General features: G+C 63.6%; 15 protein-coding genes and 1 tRNA gene. 8 read left to right on the forward strand and 8 right to left on the reverse strand.

Annotated elements, in window-relative coordinates:
* Positions 1-21 precede the first annotated feature (21 nt).
* The 5 genes from pgi to pcnB form a co-directional block, all read right to left on the reverse strand.
* A complete protein-coding gene (gene pgi / locus RUU78_RS05160; RefSeq protein WP_313914347.1) occupies positions 22-1,647 on the reverse strand; it encodes a glucose-6-phosphate isomerase in 1,626 nt (541 codons plus the stop codon).
* A 629-nt stretch (positions 1,648-2,276) separates the two neighbouring features.
* The gene (panC, locus tag RUU78_RS05165; RefSeq protein WP_313914350.1) at positions 2,277-3,125 is read right to left on the reverse strand and encodes a pantoate--beta-alanine ligase; all 849 of its coding nucleotides are present in this window, start codon (positions 3,123-3,125) and stop codon (positions 2,277-2,279) included.
* Position 3,126: 1 nt separating this feature from the next.
* Entirely contained in the window at positions 3,127-3,951 is an 825-nt protein-coding gene (gene panB / locus RUU78_RS05170) for a 3-methyl-2-oxobutanoate hydroxymethyltransferase (protein ID WP_313914352.1), read from the reverse strand.
* Positions 3,952-4,069: 118 nt separating this feature from the next.
* Positions 4,070-4,564, reverse strand: coding sequence for a 2-amino-4-hydroxy-6-hydroxymethyldihydropteridine diphosphokinase (folK, locus tag RUU78_RS05175; RefSeq protein ID WP_313914354.1), 495 nt, complete (start codon positions 4,562-4,564; stop codon positions 4,070-4,072).
* Positions 4,561-5,964, reverse strand: a complete 1,404-nt coding sequence (pcnB, locus tag RUU78_RS05180; protein WP_313914400.1) for a polynucleotide adenylyltransferase PcnB — start codon at positions 5,962-5,964, stop codon at positions 4,561-4,563. Before pcnB ends, folK begins: the two co-directional genes overlap by 4 nt.
* Before the next feature lie 61 nt (positions 5,965-6,025).
* Here pcnB and RUU78_RS05185 point away from each other — a divergent pair.
* Both RUU78_RS05185 and fdxA read left to right on the forward strand, forming a co-directional pair.
* Positions 6,026-6,101 (forward strand) — tRNA-Glu (locus RUU78_RS05185).
* A 47-nt stretch (positions 6,102-6,148) separates the two neighbouring features.
* Entirely contained in the window at positions 6,149-6,472 is a 324-nt protein-coding gene (gene fdxA / locus RUU78_RS05190) for a ferredoxin FdxA (RefSeq protein WP_313914355.1), read from the forward strand.
* A 10-nt stretch (positions 6,473-6,482) separates the two neighbouring features.
* Here fdxA and RUU78_RS05195 read toward each other — a convergent pair whose 3' ends face one another.
* Both RUU78_RS05195 and dapA read right to left on the reverse strand, forming a co-directional pair.
* On the reverse strand, positions 6,483-7,013 hold the full coding sequence (locus tag RUU78_RS05195) for a hypothetical protein (protein ID WP_313914357.1): 531 nt from the start codon (positions 7,011-7,013) through the stop codon (positions 6,483-6,485).
* 63 nt (positions 7,014-7,076) lie between these two features.
* The gene (dapA, locus tag RUU78_RS05200; protein WP_313914358.1) at positions 7,077-7,961 is read right to left on the reverse strand and encodes a 4-hydroxy-tetrahydrodipicolinate synthase; all 885 of its coding nucleotides are present in this window, start codon (positions 7,959-7,961) and stop codon (positions 7,077-7,079) included.
* 121 nt (positions 7,962-8,082) lie between these two features.
* On the opposite strand from dapA, the gene RUU78_RS05205 reads away from it, so the two are divergent.
* The 3 genes from RUU78_RS05205 (at position 8,083) to RUU78_RS05215 (ending at position 10,606) form a co-directional block, all read left to right on the forward strand.
* On the forward strand, positions 8,083-8,667 hold the full coding sequence (locus tag RUU78_RS05205) for a glycine cleavage system protein R (protein WP_313914402.1): 585 nt from the start codon (positions 8,083-8,085) through the stop codon (positions 8,665-8,667).
* 5 nt (positions 8,668-8,672) lie between these two features.
* A complete protein-coding gene (locus RUU78_RS05210) occupies positions 8,673-9,134 on the forward strand; it encodes a peroxiredoxin (RefSeq protein ID WP_313914404.1) in 462 nt (153 codons plus the stop codon).
* 80 nt (positions 9,135-9,214) lie between these two features.
* The gene (locus RUU78_RS05215; protein ID WP_313914360.1) at positions 9,215-10,606 is read left to right on the forward strand and encodes a PhoH family protein; all 1,392 of its coding nucleotides are present in this window, start codon (positions 9,215-9,217) and stop codon (positions 10,604-10,606) included.
* An 875-nt stretch (positions 10,607-11,481) separates the two neighbouring features.
* On the opposite strand, the gene RUU78_RS05220 is transcribed toward RUU78_RS05215, so the two are convergent.
* Positions 11,482-12,609, reverse strand: a complete 1,128-nt coding sequence (locus RUU78_RS05220; RefSeq protein WP_313914362.1) for a hypothetical protein — start codon at positions 12,607-12,609, stop codon at positions 11,482-11,484.
* Between the two features lie 204 nt (positions 12,610-12,813).
* Here RUU78_RS05220 and thiD point away from each other — a divergent pair, with 204 nt between their 5' ends.
* The 3 genes from thiD to RUU78_RS05235 all read left to right on the forward strand — a co-directional run bounded on the left by thiD (position 12,814) and on the right by RUU78_RS05235 (position 16,269).
* Positions 12,814-13,647 carry a bifunctional hydroxymethylpyrimidine kinase/phosphomethylpyrimidine kinase gene (thiD, locus tag RUU78_RS05225; protein WP_313914364.1) on the forward strand — a complete coding sequence of 278 codons (834 nt, stop codon included), beginning with the start codon at positions 12,814-12,816 and terminating at the stop codon, positions 13,645-13,647.
* Between the two features lie 139 nt (positions 13,648-13,786).
* Positions 13,787-13,945, forward strand: a complete 159-nt coding sequence (locus RUU78_RS05230) for a hypothetical protein (RefSeq protein ID WP_313914366.1) — start codon at positions 13,787-13,789, stop codon at positions 13,943-13,945.
* Complete coding sequence (locus RUU78_RS05235) at positions 13,942-16,269, forward strand: hypothetical protein (RefSeq protein WP_313914368.1); 2,328 nt, start codon at positions 13,942-13,944, stop codon at positions 16,267-16,269. Before RUU78_RS05230 ends, RUU78_RS05235 begins: the two co-directional genes overlap by 4 nt.
* Positions 16,270-16,280 lie beyond the last annotated feature (11 nt).

Consider the following 16,280-nt stretch of genomic DNA (forward strand, 5'->3'; position numbering starts at 1 on the left):
CCGGCGCCAGCCAGGAGCTGGCTATTCCAGCGCGCGAATCGCCGCGATCAGGCCTCGCGTCGACGCATCGAAAGCGTCCGGCACCTGCCCCGTCGTCAGCGCGGGAAGAATGGATTTTGCGAGGGTCTTGCCGAGTTCCACGCCCCATTGATCGAAGGCGTTGATATCCCACAGCAAGGCCTGCACCAGCACCTTGTGTTCGTACAGCGCGATCAGCGCGCCCAGGCTTTCGGGCGTCAGCGCATCCAGCAGCAGGGTCGAGCTTGGTCGGTCTCCGGGAAAGGTTCGCTGCGCGGCGAGCGCCCGACGTTCCGCGTCGCTGCCGCGCGTGGCTTCGGCCAGGGCCTCGTCGGGAGTCTTGCCGAGCGCGAACGCCGCCCCCTGCGCAAGCAGGTTCGCGAGCAGCGCGTCGTGATTGTCCTTGAGCGCGTGCGCGGGCCGCACCACGCCGATGAGATCCAGCGGCACGATGTCGCTGCCCTGATGCAGTGCCTGGAAAAACGCGTGCTGCGCATTCGTGCCGACGCTGCCCCAGACCACGGGCACGGTCGCCTGATGCAGATCGCCACCATCGGCGTTGACGCGTTTGCCGAGGCTCTCCATCTCCAGCTGTTGCAGAAAAGCAGGCAGTTCGGCGAGCCCATCGAGATACGGGATCACGCCGTGCGCCGGATAGCCAAGGCCATTGCGATTCCATACACCGATCAGCGCGAGCAGTACCGGCAGATTGTCGCGCCAGTCGGCGGTACGGAAATGATCATCCATGAGCGCCGCTCCGCGCAGGAACGCACGGAAATTCGGCATGCCGATCGCGAGGGCGAGAACCAGCCCGACAGCCGACCAGACCGAATAGCGGCCACCGACGAAATCCCACATCGGCAGCACGCGCTCTGGCGGAATGCCGAGCGCCGCGGCTGCCTCGACATTCGCGCTGACCGCGACGAAATGCGCGGCAGCGCGTGCTTCGTCACCCGCATAGGCCTGCGCGATCCAGTGCCGCAGCACGGCACCGTTGAGCAGCGTCTCCTGCGTCGTGAAGCTCTTGGAAACCAGCAGCACCAGCGTGTGGCGCGGATCGAGCCGCCGCATCAGCGCAGCGATTTCGTGGCCATCGACATTCGGCAGGAAGTGGCAACGGAAACGGCCGCTGTGGCAGTTGCTCAATGCTTCGACAGCGAGGCGTGGGCCAAGGTCCGAGCCGCCGATGCCGAGATTGACGACATCGGTGATGCCGGCGGGAATGCCGAACGCGCCGGCATCGCCGCGTTCCAGCGCGTCGACGAGATCGCCCATGCGGCGAAGCGTCGTGGCGATCTCGGCGTTGATCTCAGCAGGTGCCGGCGAGGCGAGACGCGATTCAGCCGCGCGCAACGCGGTATGGAGAACGGGACGTTGCTCGGAAGCATTGAGCACATCGCCGCGGAACATCGCATCGCGGCGCTGCTGCCAGCCGGACTGCTGCAGCACGGCGCCCAGCGACTGCAACGCGTCTTCGTCGAGCTTCTGCCGCGAAAAGTCCAGCAGCAGCGGTCCGGCTCGGCGCGAAAACCGTTCGAAGCGCTGCGGTGTCGCGAGCAGCTTCCGAAGGTGAAGCGGGATCAGGCGCGCGGCTTCCCGCGCGAGTGTGTCGAGCTGTCCAGCCTGCATGGCGGTCCTTGGGCAATTCGATGCGCATCGGCATCGGCTGACTCGATCTTAATCAGGCCAGCGCGAGCCGGTCGACAGGGACCGGTGCGAAATACGCCTGCGCGGGAGAGCTTGTCCGGACAGCATGCCGCACTGCCGCAAGGCGATGCACCGACCACATAACGAACGCCCGGACGCTTGCGCTGGCTGACCGCGGAAACCACCTGCGGTGTTGCACGAAAACAACGAGCGACGAAATCACGCGCTGGCGTCGCCCGACACGCGAGCCGCTTCCGCAGCAGAGAAGGCCCAACGTTGTTGCGTTCCTTGCCGCGCGCGCTCGGCCGACCAACCCGTCCTCCCGCAGCTCGGTCAGCAGCAGAGGCAGGACAGCCGCCTCAAATGGCTGATATATCGACGAACTTCAGTCCGGGCCGGTCAGCTGCTGCGACAGCGCCACACGATTCCGGGCAAAAAAAACCCTCGTCGGAAACCGGCGAGGGGAATCGGAGTGACGATTACCTGAACAATGCGCCCTGCGGCCACTGGAACAACGAGACGTTGCGAAAACCCCAGTGGCTGTGGCGACGTTACCACACGATCAGACAGAAAAGCTACTAGTCTGTGATTGCCAACACAGACCAGCGAACTCAGCCGTCTATGGCCAGATTATCGATCAGTCGCGTCGATCCCAGCCGCGTGGCAATCAAGGCCACCAGGCCTTTGCATTGCCCCGGCAACGCCGAGGACAGATCCGTAGCCTGACGGACCGCGGCGTAGTCGGTGCGAAATCCGGCCGCGTCCAGTTCGAACACGGCGGCCGCTTCAATGGCCTCCAGTGCGTCGCCACGCAGTACGCCATCGCGCATGTGCTGCAGCGTCCGATAAATCTGCGCAGCTCTGTCGCGCTCGTCCGCGCTCAGATATTGGTTACGCGAACTCATGGCCAGACCGTTGGCTTCGCGCATCGTGGGCGCTGCGACGATCTCGATCGGCAGGCACAGGTCGGTCACCAGACGACGTATCGTCAGTAATTGCTGATAGTCCTTGCGTCCGAACAGGGCAACGTCGGGCTGCACCAGATTCAGAAGCCGCAGCACAACGGTCGCGACGCCGGCAAAGTGCCCTGGCCGGAATACGCCTTCCAGGGTTTCGGTGACGCCTACGACCTCGACCCGCGTCGCCGCTTCGGTGCCGAACGGATAAACGGTTTCTACCGCCGGGGCAAACAGCACGTCGCAATCCTGTGCCGCCAGCCCCTGCGCATCGGCTTCCAGTGTGCGTGGATACCGCGCGAAGTCTTCGTTCGGGCCAAATTGGGTCGGATTGACGAATACACTCGCAACCACGCGGTCGCCGCGTTCGCGTGCGCCACGCACCAAGGAGTAATGGCCAGCGTGAAGATTGCCCATCGTCGGCACCATGCTGACCTTCAGCCGGTCGCGTCGCCATTCGGCAACGAGCTCCCGTAACTCCGCTGGGGAATGCACTAGTTTCATGTCAGTAGCTATGTTCGGGCGCGGGGAATGCGCCGCTGCGCACGGCGTCTGCGTAGGCCTGCAGCGCAGCCTGGACCGAATCGTTGCCCGCGAGGAAGTTCTTGCTGAAGCGGGGCCGCTTGCCCGGCGTGAGTCCGAGCAGGTCGTACATCACGAGCACCTGACCGTCGCAGTGCGGGCCAGCACCGATACCTATCGTGGGAATTGACACCTCGGCGGTGATGCGTTGCGCAAGCGACGACGGCACGCATTCCAGCACCAGCAGATCGGCACCGGCGGCGGCTACCTCGCGCGCGTCGGACAACAGACGCTCGGCGCGGTCTTCATCACGACCCTGCACGCGATAGCCGCCGAGCTTGTGCACCGACTGCGGAGTCAGGCCCAGATGCGCGCAGACCGGAATATCGCGTTCACTCAGGGCATGGATGACGTCGCCGGCCCAGCCTGCGCCTTCGAGCTTGACCATCGCGGCGCGCCCTTCACCGATGAGGCGCGCCGCGCTCGCATAAGCCTGTTCGCGCGTTGCATAGCTCATGAACGGCAGGTCAGCGATCAGCAGCGCGTTGCGCAGACCGCGGGCAACCGCCGCACTGTGGTACGCCATGTGATCGAGGCTGACCGGTAGCGTGCTCGACTCGCCCTGGATGACCATGCCGAGCGAATCTCCAACGAGCACGACATCGATGCCGGCCGCATCGACCGCCGCTGCGAAGCTCGCATCGTAGGCAGTGACCATGACGATCTTCTCGCCGGTCCGTTTGCGCGCATGCAGCTGAGGAACAGTGACGGCGGTGCGTGATGGCGCGGTCGCGGGATTGGCGTACACGCAGAACTCCTGCACGGGAAAGGTCGATTATCAACCCATCTGCCCGGCATCGAAAGATGCGGCGGCATCCGGGCATGCAGCTGGACGGCGCATTCGCGCAGATCGCGGGGCAGCAGTACTACGCCGCCAGCGGTTCCAGGCGCCGACAATCGCCGGCATCGATGCGCGCGAGCAGATCCACGACACGTCCCTGCCCCGGCACCACCTGCTGTGCCGCGATCTCCGCAAGCGGCAGCAAAACGAAAGCGCGCTGCGCAATATGCGGATGCGGAATGCGCAAACCGACGTCGGAGACTAGTTCCTGGCCATAGAGCAAGATATCGAGATCGAGTGCGCGCGGCCCCCAGCGTTCGCCGCCGCGGACGCGACCGGCCTGACGTTCCAGCGAAAGCAGCTCCTCAAGCAGAAGGCTCGGCGACAGCGACGTATCAATTTCTACAACAGAATTTATAAATGCCGACTGTTCGAGTACGCCCCAGGGAGGCGTGAGGTACTGAGAAGAGCTGCACCTCAGGCGAGTGCCCGGCAACACGCCGATGCGCGCCGTCGCCGTGGCCACGATGAGGCGCGAATCGCCGAGGTTGCTGCCCAGTCCGACAAACGCGCGCGTCACGAATCAGCCGGAGTCACGTCGCCAGAGCTACCGCCAGACGCCTTGCGTCTACGGCGGCGTCGCCGCTTTCGAGGCGCCGCGTGCAGTGCGGCGGACTCATCCGATGCCGCCACAACCGGCGCAGCCGTCGACTGCGGCAGCAATTCTCCGAGTTCGCTGGAATCGCTCTCCTGCGCCTGCTCCCACCACTGCGCAAGTTCCGCCAGCTGCGGGTCGACTTCGCCGCGCACCACGAGGAAATCGAACGCGGCGCGAAAGCGCGGATGACTCAGCAGGCGCAGCACGCGTTTTTTCACGCGCTGCTCGAAGCGCGGCTGCAACGCCCAGATTTCTTCCATGACCAGCGAGAAGCGGCGCGGAATCGCAACGCGCCCTGTCTGTTCCCTGATAACCGCTTCCGCTGCATTGTCCCAGGCCTGCGCCGCATCGCTGCCGGCGGCGATCGCGCGCTCGGCACGCTCGCGCACGCCGCCCCAGAGCAGGACAGCAAACAGGAAGGCCGGCGTGACCGACTTGCCCGCCTGCACGCGCTGATCGGTGTTGCTCAGTCCATGCTCGACGAGACGGCGGAACTCGTCGCCGCGCTGACGCGCGAGCGCGGCGGCCGTCGACGGGAATACGAATTGCAGCAGACCGCTACGATCGAGCTCGCGGAAACTCGCCAGGCCGTGTCCGGAAAGAAACAGCTTCAGCGATTCGTCGAACAGGCGCGCGGGCGCCGCGTCGCAGAGCAACTGACCCTCACGTGCGAACGGCCGCTCGGCGCTCTCGTCGATGCGAAAACCGAGCTTGGCCGCCAGACGCACCGCGCGCAGCATGCGCACCGGGTCTTCGCGATAGCGCAGCTCCGGATCGCCGATCAGGTGCAGCTCTTTCTTCTCGAGATCGGCCATGCCGCCGACGTAGTCGCGCACGCTGAAATCGGCGATGTTGTAGTACAGCGCATTGACGCGAAAGTCGCGCCGGATGGCGTCTTCTTCAATCGAACCGTAGACATTGTCGCGAACGATGCGTCCGTCCACGACATGGCGGTCCAGATTGCCCTCCTCACCGATACCGCGGAACGTCGCGACCTCGACGATCTCCTGGCCGAACACCACATGGGCGAGGCGGAAGCGGCGTCCGATCAGGCGGCAGTTCCGGAACAGGCCGCGCACCTGCTCGGGAGTTGCATTTGTAGCAATGTCAAAATCTTTAGGGTGCCCGCCCAGCAGGAGATCGCGCACGGCACCGCCGACCAGGAACGCCTCGTAGCCGGCCTCGTTCAGGCGATACAGCACACGCAGCGCACCGTTGCTGATGTTGCGCCGGGAAATGCCGTGCTGGTCGCGCGCAATCACGCGCACCTGGGGCCGCGCGGGCGCGGCCGCTTGCGCGGCTTTTTCGTTGTTACGGCGCAGTCCGCGAGGAATTGCCCGTCGTATGAATTCCGTTATACTTCGCACGCTTGATCCTCGACGCGCTCCCTTCGTCTAGTGGCCTAGGACATCGCCCTCTCACGGCGAGAACAGGGGTTCGAACCCCCTAGGGAGCGCCACTTTACTCCCCTTTCCATCGTCAACAGGCTAGGTAGCCGGTAGCCACATGCCTTTCGTTGTCACCGAAAACTGTATCAAGTGCAAGTACACCGACTGCGTCGAAGTATGCCCGGTGGACTGCTTCCATGCCGGACCGAACTTCCTCGTGATCGACCCCGACGAGTGCATCGACTGCACCCTGTGCGAACCCGAGTGCCCGGCCAACGCGATCTACCCCGAAGACGACGTCCCGGCAGGCCAGGAACATTTCATCGCGTTGAATGCGGAACTGGCCAAGAGCTGGCCGGTGCTGACCGAACGCAAAGACCCGCCTGCCGACGCCAAGGAATGGGACGGCAAGCCAGGCAAATTGGAACTGCTGCAACGCTGAGTCCGAGGGCTCAGCCCAACCGGTCGCGTAGCAACGCCACCACACGCTGTACCGACGACTTTGCCCCGCTGACACTCACGCGGCTGCCGCTGCCGTCGGTGCTGATACCGATATTCACGGTTTCCGTTACCGTCTCAACCTTCTTGCGCGTAAACAGCCGCTTGAGAAAGCCACCCTCGTCACGCGTGCGCTGACTGGTGACGGACAGTGAATACGTGTGAGCGCCCGGGTCGCGCGCACTGATGCTGCCGAGATCGGTCGCGCGTTCCAGCGCCATGCCGACTCGCTGCCAGGTATTGTCGACCGTGTCGGCCACATTGAGACCGTCGATACCGGTGACGACGCCGGCGCGCGCGGTGGCCGCACGCGAGCTGCCCGCCTGAGGCACGATCAGCTCGCCGCGAGTCGGCGGGGCTTCCAGATCCGGAGGAACTTCCAGGGGCCGCGCCTCGGCGGCCTTGTCCCACTCGGAACGGGACTTGAAAAGGCTGCAACCACCCAGCACCAGGGGAACCAGCGCCATGAACAGCGCTATACGCATCGCGGACTTCGAATTCACAGGCAAACCTTGATCAGTCTTTGGACGTGGAGCGAACGGGCGGCGTCAAGCCGCCGCATCTTGCAGGTTCAGAACCAGATCGCGCAAGCGCTCGCGGTGGGGAAGGGACAGCTCGGTCAACGGCAGGCGCGGTCGCGCACTACCCAAGCCCTGCAGCGAAAGTCCCCATTTCAGCGGAATCGGGTTGGATTCCAACCCAAGCGCGTCGAACAGAGGCTGAAGACGGTCATCCAGCGCTGCCGCCTCATCACGCCGGCCGGCACGAGCTGCGTCACAAAGCGTGCGGAACAGCGCCGGCGCCAGATTGTTGGCGACCGAGATCACGCCGTCAGCGCCCGCGAGCAAGCTGCGCATCGCGGAGCCGTCGTCGCCTGACAGAATGCGGAACGCGTCGGTGCGCAAAGCCAGCAAATCGTCGATGCGCCGGGTGTCTGCAACCGCTTCCTTGATCGCGACGATCCGCGGATGGGCGGCTAGCCGCGCGACCGTCTCCGGCAGCAGATCGCAACCGGTGCGGCTGGGAACGTTGTACAGAACGATGGGCAGACCTGCACCATCGGCAACCTCGCGGAAATGACGCAGAAGCCCGTCCTGCGTCGGGCGGACGTAATACGGAGTCACCACGAGTGCCGCGTCGGCACCGAGCTGCCGCACGTGTTGCGTCGCGGCGAGCGTCTTGGCGGTATTTGCCCCGCCTGTGCCCACCAACACCGGTATGCGGCCGTCGATCTGACGAACCCCATGCACCACCAGCGTGTCGAGCTCTTCGGTCGCCAGCGCATGTGCTTCACCGGTGGATCCGGCGATGACCACAGCTTGCGTGCCACCCGCGATCTGGCGCTCGATCAGTTGCGTGAAGGCATCGAGGTCCAGCTTGCCGTCCGCATCGAACGGAGTCGCCAGCGCACAAATGCTTCCGGAGAGGTTCAAAGCGCGGGTTCCGGGCTCGGGACAAAGAGCGGCGGATGTTACTTGCGGCCCCCAGGTGTGGCAAGTATTCTGCGAGCACTGCCGGCGCGGGTCGGCACCACCTTCAGGCGACGCACGGACAGTGAAGCAAGCAGGTAAATCCGCCTTGACCGAAACCGCGCCACGCCCTCCGGCGAACGAGAACTACCTACTCATCAATGCGTTCGCCCCGCAACCGGAGTCGCCTCTGGTGGCAGTCACGCGACGCATCTCCGAATGTGGCTGTAACCTCGTCGACGCGCGCGTTGCCACGCTGGGCTCCGACGTGTCCGTGCTGGCCCTGGCGGTTGGGCCGTGGGACGCGATTGCGAAGCTGGAGAATGCGCTCAACAAGCTCGAACGCGGCGAAAATCTGCGCATCATGTTTTTCCGCACCGGTCCCAAGCCGATCCAGAACACCCTGCTACCCTATGTCGTCGAGGTCATCGCCGGAGACAGGCCGGGGATACTGCATCAGCTGGCGGAATTTTTCGGCCGCCGCGGCATCACCATCGAACAACTGCATTCGTCGCGATACCGCGCCATGCAGACCGGAGCCGACATGTTCTCGGCACAAGTGACCATTGGCATTCCCGGCACGACTCACATCGCCGCCCTGCGGGACGACTTCCTTGAATTCTGCGACGGCCTGAATCTCGACGCGATCATGGACCCGATGAAGTTCTGATGGCGATGCCAGAGCCCGGATCGAAAGCCCCTGACCTGACCGGCATCATTGCCGACGGAACGCCACTCAAGCTCTCGTCGCTGCGTGGAAAATGGGTTGTCGTATATTTCTACCCTAAAGACAACACACCCGCATGCACCAGCGAGGCGCAGAATTTCCGTGACCTGCAGAAGCAGTTCGAGGAACGCAACGCGGTAATCATCGGTGTTTCGCGTGACACCGCGCGCGTGCACGCCAACTTCGCCATCAAGCAGAAACTGGCGTTCACGCTCGTCGCCGACATCGACGAAACCTGGTGCAAGGCGTTCGACGTGATCCATGAGAAGGTTCTTTACGGCCGCCGCTACCTGGGAATAGTGCGCAGCACCTTCCTGATCGATCCGGCGGGGCGCATCCATCAACGCTGGAGTCCGGTGAAAGTGCCGGGCCATGCGGCGCAAGTGCTAGAGAGCATCCCACACGCGTGAATACCGCGGCCGCCCGCGCAGCACGCTGTCCCGGCCCACGCCGGCACCATCACCGCCCTTCCCCCGCCCGAGGCTGAAGCATGACCCGAGGCAAGCGCATCTACGTGCTCGACACCAACGTGCTGATGCACGACCCGACCTCGCTGTTCCGCTTCGAGGAACACGACGTCTTCGTTCCCATGACAGTCCTGGAAGAGCTGGACAACGCCAAAAAAGGAACATCTGAAGTATCGCGCAACGCGCGTCAGGTCAGTCGTTTCATCAACGAACTGATCGAACACGGCGGCGATCGCAAGATCGAGGAAGGGCTGGACCTGATCTCGCCGAACGGCGTCAACCTCAAGCGCGGCAAAGCGGTAGGGCGTCTGTATTTCCAGACCCGCATGCCCGAGAGCGCGCCGGGCAAGGTCAAGGCAGACAACCAGATCCTCGCGGCAGTCCTCATGCTGCGTGAGCTCTATCAGCGTGTGCCGGTGGTCCTGGTCAGCAAGGACATCAACCTGCGCATCAAGGCGTCGATCTACGGCATCACCGCCGAAGACTACGAAAACGATCGCGCCCTCGACGATTTCAGCCTGCTCTACTCCGGCCACACCGAGCTGGCGGAAGGCTTCTGGACGCAGCATCAGAAAGACCTCAAGTCGTGGCAGGAACGCAACCACACTTTCTACGAGGTCAAGCTGCGCAAGAACGAGGACTGGTATCCGCATCAGTGCCTGTATATCCCCGATGGCGACGATATGCTCGAACTGCGCGTGATCGAGGTACGCGACGGCCGTGCACGCTTGCGCCTCATGGACGATTACACCGGCTCGCATAACGTCTGGGGCATTACGGCGCGCAATCGCGAGCAGAATTTCGCGCTGAACCTGCTGATGGATCCAGACGTCGACTTCGTCACGCTGCTTGGCACGGCCGGCACGGGCAAGACGCTGCTTGCGTTGGCGGCCGGTCTCGCCCAGGTAATGGATCAGCAGCGCTATCGCGAGATCATCATGACCCGCGCGACGGTATCGGTCGGCGAGGACATAGGCTTTCTGCCCGGCACAGAAGAGGAAAAGATGACGCCCTGGATGGGCGCGCTGACGGACAATCTCGAAGTGCTCACCAGCCCGAGCGAGGGCGGCGCCTGGGGACGCGCCGCGACCAACGACCTGCTCGCTTCGCGCATCAAGATCCGCTCATTGAACTTCATGCGTGGGCGCACGTTTCTCAGCCGCTACGTGATCATCGACGAGGCGCAGAACCTGACGCCGAAGCAGATGAAGACGTTGCTCACACGCGCCGGGCCGGGAACGAAAATGATCTGTCTCGGCAACGTCGAGCAGATCGATACGCCTTATCTCACCGAGACGACGTCGGGTCTTACCTATGCGGTAGACCGGTTCAAGGAATGGCAGCACAGCGCGCACATCACCCTGCGTCGCGGCGAACGCTCGCGCCTGGCCGACTACGCTTCGGAAAAGCTGTAGGCACGCGCAGCGCCCTCGCCGAGAAGCCCGCGTGAGAACAATCCGTGAACTTACCCTCCCCTGGCCGGGGAGGGCTTTTGCCAATCGACGCCCGGTTGAATCGATCGGGTAACGAACCGGCTGCCTGGCCCACTTCCCCCCTGTGCATGCGATTCCGCGTACGGACTCATGGGTGAAATTGAAGTTGCCGGATCCGGTCGACAAGACTGACCCATTTCAAACGATCGAAGAAGGCCTTCAGGAAGGCCGCGGTCATGTGAATGGCACCGATGTTCCACCAGGTGGATATTCCGCCCGTGAGATGCCGGCGTTCCGGCCGATGGGAAGCCACGGTTCCAGCCCAAGGGAAGTCCGTGACGGACGCTGGTTGAGCGTGGAGGGAGAACGCATGTGCGGTCTTCCGATAGTCCGTCCTTGCGCAGTCCCTGCGTTCGAAGCTGGCGGGCCTTAGCTTGCCGTGTACCGAGGAACTTGCGATCCGCGGGGCGAGAACTGGCGTTCTTGGCCCCTTCGACGCAGGGCCAGACGCTCCTCACGGAACGTTGTCATGCTCGCCATCACGCGCTTGGTCGCTGTTTCGCTTGCGACGTAGATGCCTGTCGGACACACCGCACCGTCCGTGCAAGTAGTGGATTTTGGCGTTCTTTGCTGCCTCACCTCATCCCGAGACATCGCTTCCTACCCGCCTCCTGTTCGTCAGGCCAGCGTTTTGCTTCCCCAGACGCCCAGTCACCCGTAGCGCCCTTGCCTTCCGCCTACACTTCACCCCTTGCCGGGCGAGTAGAGGACTTTCAACTCCAAGCTGGTGCGCCCTCCCGGGCGCACAAAAAAAAAGGGAACTCGCGCTCCCTTTCAAAGCCCATGGAGTGAAAGGGTCAGAAGCGGGTCGCCCAAACCGCTTCAAATTCAAGCTGGTTGCCGGCCAGCGCGTTGCGCGAGGCATAATTCGTCGGCGCGCCCAACTGAAACTGTGCCGGTGCATAACTCGTGATGAGACGCAGCTGGCCGTTCGGTCCGGTCCAACGCGAATAACTCAAGTCGAAACTGTAATTGGACACTTCGCCAAGCAGCCGGTCCAGCAGCGGCGATGTCGGCGCCGGCTGGGTGCGCGTGCTGTAGCGCAAAGCTACATCGCCGCGATCACCACCGTGCCACACCGAAGCAACGCTGTAGACGTCGAGATCGTCCCACTCGAATACCGGACTTGCACCGCTGCCCAACGCAGCCAGGAAACGTCTCGGAAGCGTAGGACTCGTGAAAGCGCGAATATCGCTGTACATCACGCGCTCGAGATTAAATTCGAAGCTTAGCCACGGCGCCAGGCCAACGCCCAGATTGAAACCCAGGCTGGCCGGAATGTCGAAATCGCCGGGATCGGCGTAGACGCCGCGATAACTGTTGAACGCGTCCATGTTGACGCGCGACTGATAGCTCGTAGTCCAGCGAATGCGTTCACCCAGCATCTCGCTGAGGTCCACTCGCACGCCGCGACCATAGGCAACCGGCGTCGGACCCGGCGCGAGCGCAAATTTGTCGGTACCGTCGTCACTGGTGCCGAACGTCGCATTGGCGAAGCGCTGATAAGCGAACAACGCGGCAACGGACCAGCGTCCGCTATTGCCCCAGCCATGCACGTAAGACGGAGCGACGATGTAACGATGCAGGCCAGGCCTTGCTTCGGGAATCAGGCGCGGGACCATGCCGTCGTCGCCGAGGCGGCTGCTGGGCAAGTCGTCGACGACGCCGCTGCGCACCGAAACACCGATCAGTGAATTGCTGCCGATCGCTGCATAGGTTGAGCGGACATTGCGGGCCGTCGCGAGTTCGAGCAGTTGCGGCGCGACGGTCGGGGAATCGGGTTCTGCCCAGGAAAAATCGGGCTGGATGCTCTGGCGCGCATACTCCTGCCAGCGCTGCATCACGGAACTGCCGTCAGCCTGGGCCTGGGCTGTCGGGACAAGGAAATAGAAAGGGAGCGTCAGGCCAAAACTGAGCGCTCCCATCGGCTTCCTAAACGCTGCTGTTGCGTTCGCCCGGTACATAACCCTGCCGCGTGGTTCCATGGCTTGTGGTGTTGTCGGCGGCGATTTTGGCAATAACGCAACAACGAGTCAAGTACGCAACACACCCAATTTGCCCAGATGTGGCGCCAGTTTGCATACATTCGCCAGCGAAGTCGTCATTAACTTGTTGCAGGATTACAACAGATGTCCAAAGACAACCGTCCCTGCGTACTTACCGTGGCCGGCTCCGACTCCGGCGGCGGCGCCGGGATTCAGGCCGATCTGAAAACCTTCCATGCCCATCGCGTCCATGGCACCAGCGTGATCACGGCGGTGACCGCCCAGAACACACGCGCAGTAACTGCCGTGCATGGCGTTCCGACGCGACAGATCCGCGCCCAGATCGCCGCTGTTCTGGATGACTTCCCACTCGGCGCCTGGAAGACCGGCATGCTGGCGGATGCGCGTACGATTCGGGCGGTTGCCGGCCATCTGGCCGGCTTGCCGATTCCGTACGTGATGGATCCCGTCATGATCTCGACGAGCGGCGCTGCGCTGCTGCAGCCCTCGGCGGTTTCGGCCCTGCGGGAGCTGCTGCTGCCGCGGGCGCGGCTGGTCACGCCCAACGTGCCCGAGGCGGCCGCGTTGGGCGGACGCCTGATTCGGCGAGCCAGCGACCTCGAGCGTATCGCTCGCGATCTCCTGGCCGATGGCGCGGGCGCGGTTCTGATCAAGGGCGGTCATCAGCGTGGCGCGCAGGTCATCGACCGGCTTTTCAGCAACGGTGAGCTCTACGAGTTCGTCCACCCACGACTGAAGCGCAACGGCCATGGCACGGGTTGTACCCTGGCCGCGGCGATCACGGCCAACCTGGCCCTGGGTCTCAATCTGGTAAACGCGTGTGCCGCGGCAACCGACTATGTGCATGCGGCACTGATGGGCGCTTACCGGCCAGGCCGCAGTACCATCGACGTGCTCGATCACAGCGCACCGGTGCGCAAGAATGCAGTCAGTCGCTCACCACGTAGACAGGAATAGCGCGATGAAGACATGTGCTCTGGCCGCCACCGCGGTTCTGGCCCTGGCTACCGGCATCGTGTCGGCCAGCCCGCCGACACCAGCTTTCCATCCGTTTGTGGGCGCGAAAAGATCCGCCACAGACAATGACGGGCCCGTCATGCGCAGCCCTCAAGCGCAGACCATCGCCGCGCCGCTGGTCAGCGAGACCCGCGCCGTCGTCGCCGCAGACGGCAGTCTCGACATCAAGTGCCACGAAGTGCCAAATCCACGCCTGCGCGATTCAGACAACCGCGCCGGCCCGGGACCACACCGATGATCGCGCGTCTATTTGGCACACTCGTCGGGCTTGCCGCGGCACCCCTGGCCTTCGCAGCGCCCGCCATCGGCCTCCAGAGCGGCCAGCCCGTCAGCCTCGTCATCCCTGGTTCAAATTTCTCCACTTCGTACTATGTGGACGTAAGCGCCGGCGACGCGCAGTTGCAAGTCCAGCTCGACAATCAGACCAACGACGACGTCGATTTCGTGTTGCGGTACGGATCGCCGTTCGCCGATCAGACCTCGAACGAAGCGGCGCCGCCGGATGGCGACCTGTTTCTCGACTACGCCCACTATTGGGGCCTGAGCAGCGGCGGCGACGAGAGCGTGCTGGTGCAGAAATCCAGCACGGTCCCGCTGCGTGCGGGACGTTGGTACATCGCGGTTCTGAACCAGAGTACGAACGCGCAGAACATCACGCTGACCGCGACCCTGCGCCGCAGCGTGCCACAAGCGTCGATCACATTCGTGTATTCGAGCGGCAACGGCTGTTCCCGCGACGGCTGGTTCGACGCGACGCCGGTCACCCCCATCGACGGGAACGGCGGCACGACTCGCGGGGAACAGCGGCGCAACGCTCTGGAGCAGGCCGGCCAGTTACTGGCAACACAATTGCGCCTGCCGGTACCACTGAGCGTCAGCGCTTGCTGGCAGCCGCTAGGCGGGGACCGCACCGACGGTGCGCGCATTGCGTTCGCCGGGCCGACCTCCTACATCTTTGACAGCGCCGATTTCAGCGTGCCGTGGCTGCCGGACAAATACACCTGGTATTCGGTCACCGAAATGGTCCGCCGCAGCGGCACCCCGCAATGCGGTACGTTCGGCAATAGCTGCCGCGCCGCCGATATCGAAGCCACGTTCAACAGCGACCTCGATCCACCTGCCAACGTGCTCGACGCGCCGTTCTATTACGGCTTCAACGGCGTGAACAAGCCGGCCCGCTCGATCGATTTCGTCACCACGACCCTGCATGAGTTGACGCACGGCCTGGGCTTCCTGAGCCTGGTCAACGTAGATCCCGAAGCGGAAGAACCCTTGGGATCACGCGTGGTCGCTTCCAACGGACTGTCTTACGACGATGCCTTCAGCCGCCAACTGGTCGCAGTCAATGCGCAGACGCGCACCTACAAGCCCTTTCTCGGTGTCGACACGAGCGATACGGAACGCGCTGCAGCCCTGGTTTCGCAGAACGGCATTCGCTGGGCAGGCATGGAAGCGGTCGCCTCACCGCTGAACCAGACGCGCAACGAACCGATGCCGGACAATTTTCCACTGCTGTTTGCGCCGTGCGACCGTGACGCAGCATCCGATCCGTGCAGCACCCTGCCGGGCTCCACGCTGTCCCATACCGTGCAACCCGGCGATCTCATGAACGCGTACGACAATGGCCTGTCGAACCGTGACCTGGGCCTGGCTCTGCCGATGCTCAACGCGCTGGGCTGGTCCAACGACGATGCCGCAGCGCCCGGCTACGCCATCCCGGTCGCGGGCAACTGGTACGACCGCGCACGCGGCGGACACGGCCTGGATTTCCAGCTGTATTCGCGTGACACTGTCAACGGCGATCTTTACTTTGTTGTTTTCTACACCTTTGAAGCTGACAATCTGCCCGAGTATTACCTGGGTCTGGGCAGACTCATCGACGGCAAGTTCATCGGCGCCAAGCAGACTGATGGCATTTCCCTGATGCGACTGCGCTACAGCGCGGCGAATCGGCGCACCGAACTCGATCGCACGTCCTCCGGCCAGCTATTCATCGACTTCAATCAGGCCGCGCAATCACCCGCCTGCCGCAGCGCCGATCGCGGCGGTGCCGGCGCGCTCGCGGTGATGCGGTGGACTATCCGCAGCGAAGGCGCGACCTGGTGCATCGAGCCGGCAGTACTGGCAAGCACGCACACCTCGCCGGATTTTTCTGGACATTGGTACAGCGGCAATGGCAGCGATCTGGGCTGGGGCCTGGAACTGCTGAGCATCAAGGGCGCCGCGGGGCAGAGCCAGCTCGTGGCTGTGATCTATTACCCCGATCTGCAAGGCCGCTCGCGCTGGGCCATCACACCGCTGACCGACGTCAATCCGGCCAACACCCCCGTGCTGACCTTGAACGAGGTCGCTTCCGGCTACTGCCGCACCTGCCCCGCACCTGCCGGCGCCACTCAGGTGCGCGCGATCGGCACGATCCAGTTCAGGCTGACCCAGCCGACGCGCGTGGAACCGGCCGACGGCGCCAACCGCGTCAGCGTCGCGATCAACATTCCGGGCGTAGCCGATTTTCGCCGCGACAACGTGCCACTCACTTTGCTGTCCGCGCCGCCCGGGCAGTAGCAGCGGGAACT

This window comes from Tahibacter sp., assembly GCF_032229445.1.
GTDB lineage: Bacteria > Pseudomonadota > Gammaproteobacteria > Xanthomonadales > Rhodanobacteraceae > Tahibacter.